The following is a 9757-nucleotide window of genomic DNA, read 5'->3' on the forward strand; positions in this document are numbered from 1 at the left end:
GCCCGTGCCACCCTCCCCCACCCCCGCGGCGATGCGCGCGGCGTGCCCGTGCAGCCAGGCGCCGGCCGCGGCCACCTCGGCGAGCGGAGCACCGGGGTTGGCCGCGATCACGGCCCCGAGCACGCCGGCCAGCACATCGCCCGTGCCCGCAGTCGCGAGCCACCCGGTGCCCGCGTCCACGGCGATCACCGGGCCGTCGGGTCCCGCGATCAGCGTGCGGGCCCCTTTGCGCAGCACGACGCCGTGCAGCTCCGCGGCCATCCGTCGTACCTCGGCCGCCGTGTCCTGATCCGCGTCGACGAGACCGAGGCGCTCCCGAAGCCGGGTGAACTCCCCCGCGTGCGGGGTCACCACGAACGGCGCGGTCGCGCCGGACGCCAGGTCGAGTGCGCCGGCGTCGATCACGACCGGGGCCGTGCCCGACACGATCTCGCGCAGCGCCCGCGCCTCGGCGTCCGTCCGCTCCTCGGGGTCGGTGCCGGAGCCGATGACCCACGCTCCGACCCGGGTGCGCCCGGTGTCGGGCCCGCCCACGGTCTCCGGGCGGCGGGCGAGCACGGCGTCGATCACGCGCTGCTCTCCCGCATACCGCACGAAGCCCGCCCCGGCGCGCCACGCGGCCTCGACCCCGAGCACGGCGGCCCCGGGGTACGCGGGCGAACCGGTGCGCAGGGCCACCACGCCGCGCGAGTACTTGTCGTCGTCGCGCGTCGCGGCGCGGACGAACCGGGCCGTGTCGCCGCGTGACCACTCGCGCGCTTCGCTCATGCCTCCACGTTAGCGGGCGGCCCCGCCGCCTCCCGAGCCCCGGTAGCGTCGAACCGTGAGCCTCCTCTTCTCCCCGTTGACCATCCGCTCGACCACGTTCCGCAACCGCCTGTGGGTCTCCCCGATGTGCATGTACAGCGCCCTCGACGGCGTCGCGCAGGAGTGGCACCACGCCCACCTGGCGCAGTTCGCCTCGGGCGGCGCCGGGCTGATCGTCGCCGAGGCCACCGCCGTGGTGCCGGAGGGTCGTATCTCGCCGCGCGACCTCGGGCTGTGGACCGACGAGCAGCGCGACGCCCTCGCCCCCGTCGTCCGGGCGATCCACGACCGGGGCTCGCTCGCCGGCATCCAGCTCGCGCACGCGGGTCGCAAGGCGTCGACATGGTGGCCGTGGGCGCCCGAGCGCGGCTCCGTGCCCGCGACCGAGGGAGGCTGGACCACCGTGGCTCCGTCCGCCGTGGCCTTCGACGGGTTCGCGGATCCGGTCGCCCTCGACGCGGCGGGCATCGACCGCGTGGTCGAGGCGTTCGCCACGGCGGCGCGGCGCGCGCTCGACGCCGGCTTCGACGTGCTGGAGCTGCACGGCGCGCACGGCTACCTGCTGCACCAGTTCCTGTCGCCGCTGTCGAACCACCGCGACGACGAGTACGGCGGCTCGCTCCACAACCGTGCCCGGCTGCTGCTGCGGGTGCTCGACGCCGTGCGCGCGACCGCCGGCGACGACGTCCCGGTGTTCGTGCGGATCTCGGCGACCGACCACGCCGAGGGCGGGTTCACGCCAGACGAGGCCGCAGTGGTCGGGGCGTGGGCGACCGAGCACGGCGCCGACCTGATCGATGTGTCCAGCGGCGGGCTCGTCGCGCACCAGCGCATCGCCGTGTCGCCCGGCTACCAGGTGCCGCTCGCGGAGACCGTGCGCCAGGGCGGCCGCATCCCGGTGTCGGCAGTCGGCCTCATCACCGCGGCCGCACAGGCCGAGCAGGTGCTGGCGGACGGCGCGGCGGATGCGATCTTCGTCGGTCGGGAGTGGCTGCGCGACCCGCACTTCGCGCTGCGTGCGGCGCACGAGCTCGGTGCCGAGGTCGCGTGGCCGCCGCAGTACGAGCGCGCCCGCTGGCGCTGAACCGCCTCTCGACGACGAAGGCCGCCGCCCCATCGGGAACGGCGGCCTTCGCGCTGGACGGCTGCGGTGTCAGTGCCCGCGCACGCGCCGCGTCGCGTCCTGCACCTCACCGACGAGCTCCTCCAGGATGTCCTCCAGGAACAGCACCGCCGTCGTCTCGCCCGCCGAGTCGCGCACCTTCGCCAGGTGACGGCCGGCGCGTCGCATCACGGCGAGCGCGTCCTCCAGGTCGGTGTCCTCCTGCACGGGGACCATGTGGTGGATCCGCTTGCCCGGGATCGGCTCGTGCACCTTCGTGTCCGCGTCCGGCCCCTCCGAGGCGCGCAGGATGTCCTTCAGGTGCACGTACCCGATCGGGGTGTCCTCGTCGTCGACGATCACGTAGCGCGAGAACCCGTAGCGGGCCACGGCCTTCTCGATGTCGTCCGGCGTCGTGGTCTGCGGCAGCGTCACGAGGTCGCCCAGCGGCACCGCCACGTCGCGCGCCTTCTTGTCGGTGAACTCGACGGCGGCGGTCACGGTGCCCGCGGTGTCCATCAGCACGCCCTCGCGACGGGACTGGCTCACGATCGTGGCCACCTCGTCGAGCGTGAAGGTCGAGGCCGCCTCGTTCTTCGGCTCGACGCGGAACAGCCGCAGCACGCCGTTGGCTGCCGCGTTGAGCAGCCAGATCACCGGCATGAACACCTTCGAGATCCACACCAGCGGCGACGCGAGGATCAGCACCGCGCGGTCGGGCACCGAGAACGCCAGGTTCTTCGGCACCATCTCGCCGAACACCACGTGCAGGAACGAGACGACGAGCAGCGCGATCACGAACGAGACCACGTCGACCGCGCCGTCGGCCCAGCCCAGCGCGTGCATCGGCACCGCGAGCAGGTGGTGGATCGCCGGCTCCGACACGTTCAGGATCAGCAGGGAGCAGATGGTGATGCCCAACTGCGAGGTCGCGAGCATGAGCGTGGCGTGCTCCATCGCGTACAGCGCCGTCTTCGCGGCCCGGGACCCGCGCTCGGCGCGCGGCTCGATCTGCGAGCGCCGCGCGGAGATCACCGCGAACTCCGCGCCGACGAAGAACGCGTTCGCCGCCAGCAGCACGACCAGCCAGGCGAGGCCGACCCAATCGCTCATCGCGACACCTCCTCGGCCTCGAGGGAGTCCGGTCTGGGCACGTAGCGCACCCGGTCCACCCGGCGGCCGTCCATCCGGACGACGTGCAGCGTGCCGCTCTCCAGCGGCACCTCGTCGCCGACGACCGGCACGCGCTCCAGCACGCTCATGACGTAGCCGCCCACGGTGTCGTACACGTCGCCCTCCGGCACGTCGACGCCCGCACGGCTGCGCAGCTCATCGGGGCGCAGCTCGCCGGGGAACGTGATGCCGTCGCGGTTGCGGATGATGCCGGCCCGCGTGCGGTCGTGCTCGTCGGACACCTCGCCCACGAGCTCCTCCACCAGGTCCTCCAGGGTCACGATGCCCGCCGTGCCGCCGTACTCGTCGACCACGACGGCCAGCTGGTAGCCGCGGCCGCGGAGGTCGGAGATCAGCGCGTCGACGTGGGCGGTCTCCGGCACGCGCAGCGGCTCGGTCGCCAGGGCGCCGACGGGCACCTCGGCCCGCCGCTCCCGCGGGACGGCGATCGCGGCCTTCAGGTGCACGACGCCGGTGATGTCGTCAAGGTCCTCGTCGAACACCGGGAAGCGGCTGTGGCCCGTGCGGCGCGCGAGCTGGATCACGTCGTCGACCGAGTCGCCCGCGGCGATCGCGTGCATGCTCGGACGGGCCGTCATCACGTCGGCGGCCGTGAGGCGCGAGAACGTCAGGGTGCGGTCGAGCAGCGTCGCCGTGTCGGCCTCCAGCAGCCCGGCGCTCGCGGAGCGGCGTACCAGAGACGACAGCTCCTCCGCGCTCCTGGCGCCGGACAGCTCCTCCTTGGGCTCGATGCCCATGCCGCGCAGCACGCCGTTCGCGCTGCCGTTGAGCACCACGATCGCGGGCTTGAACACGGCCGTGAACGCGGTCTGGAACGGGATCACGAGCTTCGCGGTCGCCAGGGGCAGCGCGAGCGCGAAGTTCTTCGGGACCAGCTCACCCAGGATCATCGACAGCACCGTGGCCACGAACATCGCCACGACGGTCGCGATCGGGGCGACCGCGGCCCCGGGGATGCTCCAGGCGACGAGCGTCGGGCGCAGGAGGTTCGACAGCGCCGGCTCCATCGTGTAACCGGTGAGCAGCGTGGTCAGCGTGATGCCGAGCTGCGCGGACGACAGGTGCGTCGAGGTGTGCTTGAGAGCGCTGATCGTGAGCGAGAGCCGGGATTCGCCCCGGGCCTGTCGCGCCTCCAGTTCGGCCCGGTCGAGATTGACCAGGGCGAACTCGCTCGCGACGAAGAGGCCGGTGCCGACCGTGAGCAGGAGCCCCACGCCCAACATGATGAAATCCATCAGCTATTCCTCTCCGCGGAGAGTTCGGGACGGTGGGGCGATGTTCGGCAACTGGGGGGGTCGTCCATAGTGCGCTCGATTCTACAGAACGCCGCCATGACCGCGCCCGTGCTACCAGCTCACCGGCAGCGCCTTGCCCTCCTCGTAGCCGGCCGCGGACTGCAGGCCGACCAGCGCGCGCTCGTGGAACTCCGGCACGGTCGCGGCACCCGCGTACGTGAACGACGACCGCACGCCGGACGTGATCATGTCGAGCAGGTCCTCCACACCCGGCCGCAGCGGGTCGAGGTAGATCTTCGAGGAGGAGATGCCCTCGGCGAACAGCTCCTTGCGGGCGCGCTCGTATGCGTCGAGGCGCTCGAACCGCGCCTGCACGGCCTTGGTCGACGCCATCCCCCACGACTCCTTGAACAGGCGGCCCTCCGCGTCGCGCTGCAGCTCGCCCGGCGCCTCGATCGTGCCGGCGAACCACGAGCCGATCATGACCGAGGCCGCGCCGGCTGCCAGTGCGAGAGCGACGTCGCGCGGGTAGCGCACTCCCCCGTCCGCCCACACGTGCGCTCCGGCCTCGCGGGCGGCCTGCGCCGTCTCCAGCACCGCCGAGAACTGCGGGCGCCCCACGGCGGTCATCATGCGCGTCGTGCACATCGCGCCGGGGCCGACGCCGACCTTGAGGATCGTGGCCCCCGCATCGACGAGGTCGCGCACGCCGTCGGCCGTGACGATGTTGCCCGCGACGATCGGGAGGCCGAGGCCGAGCTCGGCCACCGTGCGCAGTGCGCGGAGCATGCCCTCCTGGTGGCCGTGGGCGGTGTCGAGCACCAGCACGTCCACCCCGGCACCGGCGAGCGCGCGGGCCTTCGCGGCGACGTCGCCGTTGATGCCGACCGCCGCGGCCACCGCGAGTCGTCCATCCGCGTCGACGGCGGGGCGGTACAGCGTGGCGCGGAGGGCGCTGCGGGCGCTCAGCGTGCCGACGAGGTGCCCGTGGTGGACCACGGTGACCATGTCGACGTCCGCCTCGGTGATCACGTCGAACGCGTGCCGCTCCGAGCCGATGTCGTCGGCGTCGATCGACGGGCTGCCGCGGTGGACCAGGTCGCCCAGCTGCGCGTCGGGGAGGGCGGTCGCGAGGCGGGTCGCCGGCAGGATGCCGAGGATCCGCTCCACGTCGATCGGGCCGGACCCCTGGGCGACCACGATCCCGTGACCGCTGGTGGCCGGCAGCAGTCGCAGCGCCTCGGCCACCGTGGCGTGCGGGGGCAGCACGATCGGCGTGTCCCACAGCACGGGCTGGCTCTTCACATCGCGGATCGCCGCGTCGAGCTCCTGCAGCGGGAGGTCCTGCGGCAGCACGCCGAGCGCACCGCGCCGGGCGAGCACCGCGGCGAGGCGGGGCCCGGTGACCGAGTTCATGTTCGCGGCCACCAGCGGCAGGGTCGCCGGGGTGCCGTCGTGCGGGGCCAGATCCACCTGGAGCCGACTGGTGACGCCCGACCGGCGCGGCACCAGGAAGACGTCCGAATAGGTCAGATCGACGGTGGGCTGCGCGCCTGAGAACTCCATGCCTCCACGGTACCGAGATCGGGACGGCGCGGGCGGGTGGCTTCGACGATTACCCGGGCGAAACAGGTTAGGCTTGGTGGTCGAGAGTGTGCGCGCCCGAACGCATTCCTGCGTCGTGCCTCCGCACCGAAGATCTTCAGCGATGAAAGAGGGCGATAGAGCGTGTCGAACCAGGTGACCGGCGTCGGTGGCGACGGGGGGTTCGGAGCCAATTCCTGGCTCGTCGAAGAGCTCTACGAGCAGTTCAAGGAGAACCGCGACTCGGTCGACAAGGAGTGGTGGCCCATCCTGGAGCAGTACCACTCCGAGGCCACGGCCGCCGGGACGAGCGCGACCGGATCCGCTCCGGCTGACACCGCAGCCGCACCCGCGCATCCGGTCACCGCGCCCATCCCCGTGATCGGTGCGCAGCCCGTCGCCCGCACGACGGCCAAGCCCGCCGCGGCCGCCCCGATCCCCGCGCAGGCGCCGAAGCCCAAGCCCGAGTCGAAGGAGCCGGTCGAGTCCTCCGAAGAGGACAAGGTCACGCCGCTGCGCGGTCTGCCCAAGACCCTCGCCGCGAACATGGACGAGTCGCTCACCGTCCCCACCGCGACCAGCGTCCGCACCGTCCCCGCCAAGCTGATGATCGACAACCGCATCGTCATCAACAACCACATGGCCCGCACGCGCGGCGGCAAGGTCAGCTTCACGCACCTCATCGGCTGGGCGCTCATCCGCACGCTCGACGAGTTCCGCAGCCAGAACGTGTTCTACGCCGAGGTCGACGGCAAGCCCTCCGTCGTCGCCCCCGCGCACGTCAACCTCGGCATCGCGATCGACCTGCCCAAGCCCGACGGCACGCGCGCCCTCATGGTGCCGAGCATCAAGCGCGCCGACACCATGACCTTCACCGAGTACCTCGCCGCGTACGAAGACCTGGTCACCCGCGCCCGCGGCAACAAGCTCACCGCCACCGACTTCCAGGGCACCACGGTGTCGCTCACCAACCCGGGCGGCATCGGCACGGTGCACTCGGTGCCGCGTCTCATGAAGGGCCAGGGCTGCATCATCGGCGCCGGCGCCCTCGAGTACCCGGCCGAGTTCCAGGGCGCGAGCGAGAAGACGCTCAACGAGCTCGCGATCGGCAAGACCATCACCCTCACCAGCACCTACGACCACCGTGTCATCCAGGGCGCAGGGTCCGGCGAGTTCCTGAAGAAGGTGCACGAGCTGCTGATCGGGCAGCGCGGGTTCTACGACGACATCTTCGCCGCGCTGCGCATCCCGTACGCGCCGATCCGCTGGAACCCCGACATCGCCGTCGACCTGGCCGAGCGCGTCGACAAGCAGTCCCGCGTGCAGGAGCTGATCAACTCCTTCCGCGTGCGCGGCCACCTGATGGCCGACATCGACCCGCTCGAGTACGTGCAGCGCTCGCACCCCGACCTGGAGATCGAGAGCCACGGGCTGACCTTCTGGGACCTCGATCGCGAGTTCGTCACGGGCGGCTTCGGCGGGCGCCGCGTGGCGAAGCTGCGCGACATCCTCGGCGTGCTGCGCGACTCGTACTGCCGCACGCTCGGCATCGAGTACATGCACATCCAGGACCCGGAGCAGCGCCGCTGGTTCCAGGAGAAGGTCGAGGTCAAGTACCAGAAGCCCGGCCACGACGAGCAGCTGCGGGTGCTCCGCAAGCTGAACGAGGCCGAGGCGTTCGAGACCTTCCTGCAGACGAAGTTCGTCGGCCAGAAGCGGTTCTCGCTGGAGGGCGGCGAGTCGCTCATCCCGCTGCTCGACGAGATCCTCCAGGGCGCGGCGACCGCGGGCCTCGAGGGCGCGGCGATCGGCATGGCCCACCGCGGCCGCCTCAACGTGCTGACCAACATCGCCGGCAAGACCTACGGCCAGGTGTTCCGGGAGTTCGAGGGCACGCAGATGCCCGGCAACCAGCGCGGCTCCGGCGACGTGAAGTACCACCTCGGCACGGAGGGCACGTTCGTCGCCGACGACGGCTCCTCGCTCCCGGTGTACCTCGCCGCCAACCCCTCGCACCTCGAGACCGTCGACGGCGTGCTGGAGGGCATCGTCCGCGCCAAGCAGGACCGTAAGCCGATCGGCACGTTCGCCTGGCTGCCCATCCTCGTGCACGGCGACGCGGCCTTCGCCGGTCAGGGCGTCGTCGTGGAGACCCTGCAGATGTCGCAGCTGCGCGGCTACCGCACGGGCGGCACCATCCACGTCGTGGTCAACAACCAGGTGGGCTTCACGACCACCCCGAGCGACGCCCGCACCTCGGTGTACGCGACCGACGTGGCCAAGACGATCCAGGCGCCCATCTTCCACGTGAACGGCGACGACCCCGAGGCCGTCATCCACGTCGCGCAGCTGGCGTTCGAGTACCGCGAGCGCTTCCACCGCGACGTCGTGATCGACCTGGTCTGCTACCGCCGTCGCGGTCACAACGAGGGCGACGACCCGTCGATGACGCAGCCGCTCATGACCGACCTCATCCAGGCCAAGCGGTCGGTGCGCCGCCTGTACACGGAGTCGCTGGTCGGTCGCGGTGACATCACCGAGGAGGAGTACGACGAGGCCAAGGCCGACTTCCAGAACCGCCTGGAGATCGCTTTCGCCGAGACGCACGCCGCCGAGACGGGTGCCACGCCGATCGCGCCCGAGCTCCCGCCGGTCGAGGACCAGGTGGGCGCACCCGAGATCACCGGCGTCCCCGCCGAGGTCATCCAGCTGATCGGTGACGCGTTCGTGAACAAGCCCGAGGGCTTCACGGTGCACCCGAAGATCCAGCAGCTGCTGGAGAAGCGCCTCGACATGAGCCGCAACGGCAACATCGACTGGGGCTTCGGCGAGCTCCTCGCCTTCGGGTCGCTGCTGGTCGAGGGCACCCCGGTGCGGCTCGCCGGACAGGACTCGCGCCGCGGCACGTTCGTCCAGCGCCACGCCGCGCTGCACGACCGCGCGAACGGCCAGGAGTGGCTGCCGCTGTCGAACCTGTCCGACGCGCAGGGCCGCTTCTTCGTCTACGACTCCCTGCTCAGCGAGTACGCCGCGCTCGGGTTCGAGTACGGCTACTCGGTCGAGGCGCCCGAAGCGCTCGTGCTGTGGGAGGCGCAGTTCGGCGACTTCGTCAACGGCGCCCAGTCGGTCATCGACGAGTACATCTCCGCCGCCGAGCAGAAGTGGGGTCAGCAGTCCAGCGTCACGCTCCTGCTCCCCCACGGCTACGAGGGCCAGGGACCGGATCACTCCTCCGCCCGCATCGAGCGCTTCCTGCAGCTGTGCGCTCAGGAGAACATGATCGTCGCGCGTCCATCGACCCCGGCCTCGCACTTCCACCTGCTGCGCCGCCAGGCCTACGCCCGTCCGCGCAAGCCGTTGATCGTGTTCACCCCGAAGGCGATGCTGCGCCTGCGCGGGGCGACGAGCCCGGTGGAGGCCTTCACGCAGGGCCGTTTCGAGCCGGTCATCGACGACGACCGCGGTCTCGACCGTTCGGCCGTCAAGCGCGTGCTCGTGCACTCGGGCAAGGTGCACTGGGATCTGCGCGCCGAGCTGGAGAAGAACCCGAACCCCGAGGTGGCCCTGGTGCGCCTGGAGCAGCTGTACCCGACGCCGATCGACGAGCTCAAGGCCATCACCGATTCCTACCCGAACGCCGAGCTCGTGTGGGTGCAGGAGGAGCCGGAGAACCAGGGTGCCTGGCCGTTCCTCGCGCTCGCATTCGCGGATGTCCCCGGCGACCGCACGTTCCGTCCGATCTCGCGCCCGGCGTCCGCCTCGCCCGCGACCGGATCGTCGAAGGTGCACGCCGCGGAGCAGGCGACGCTGCTGCGCTCGGCCGTCACCCTCGGCC

Annotated in this window: 6 protein-coding genes; 2 read left to right on the top strand and 4 right to left on the bottom strand. The window is 71.6% G+C overall.

Annotation, left to right across the window (positions count from 1 at the left end; all coding sequences use genetic code 11):
* On the bottom strand, positions 1-768 hold a 768-nt coding region (locus ACWGQ1_RS18295; protein WP_452313518.1), incomplete at its 3' end, for an NAD(P)H-hydrate dehydratase.
* Between the two features lie 55 nt (positions 769-823).
* Here ACWGQ1_RS18295 and ACWGQ1_RS18300 point away from each other — a divergent pair.
* Positions 824-1891 (top strand): oxidoreductase, encoded by a 1068-nt coding sequence (locus ACWGQ1_RS18300; RefSeq protein ID WP_452313519.1) that lies wholly within the window; start codon positions 824-826, stop codon positions 1889-1891.
* A gap of 69 nt (positions 1892-1960) precedes the next feature.
* Here the strand turns inward: ACWGQ1_RS18300 and ACWGQ1_RS18305 are convergent, their stop codons facing one another.
* From ACWGQ1_RS18305 to guaB1, 3 genes are all read right to left on the bottom strand, one after another.
* Positions 1961-3022, bottom strand: coding sequence for a hemolysin family protein (locus ACWGQ1_RS18305; protein WP_136035230.1), 1062 nt, complete (start codon positions 3020-3022; stop codon positions 1961-1963).
* Positions 3019-4338, bottom strand: coding sequence for a CNNM domain-containing protein (locus ACWGQ1_RS18310; RefSeq protein ID WP_452313520.1), 1320 nt, complete (start codon positions 4336-4338; stop codon positions 3019-3021). The genes ACWGQ1_RS18305 and ACWGQ1_RS18310 overlap by 4 nt, the downstream gene beginning before the upstream one ends.
* A gap of 111 nt (positions 4339-4449) precedes the next feature.
* Positions 4450-5904, bottom strand: a complete 1455-nt coding sequence (gene guaB1 / locus ACWGQ1_RS18315) for a GMP reductase (RefSeq protein ID WP_136030866.1) — start codon at positions 5902-5904, stop codon at positions 4450-4452.
* A gap of 162 nt (positions 5905-6066) precedes the next feature.
* Here guaB1 and ACWGQ1_RS18320 point away from each other — a divergent pair.
* Positions 6067-9757, top strand: a 3691-nt coding sequence (locus ACWGQ1_RS18320; RefSeq protein WP_136030864.1) for a multifunctional oxoglutarate decarboxylase/oxoglutarate dehydrogenase thiamine pyrophosphate-binding subunit/dihydrolipoyllysine-residue succinyltransferase subunit, incomplete at its 3' end; no start/stop codon positions are given.

Source organism: Microbacterium sp. NPDC055599, from assembly GCF_053618975.1.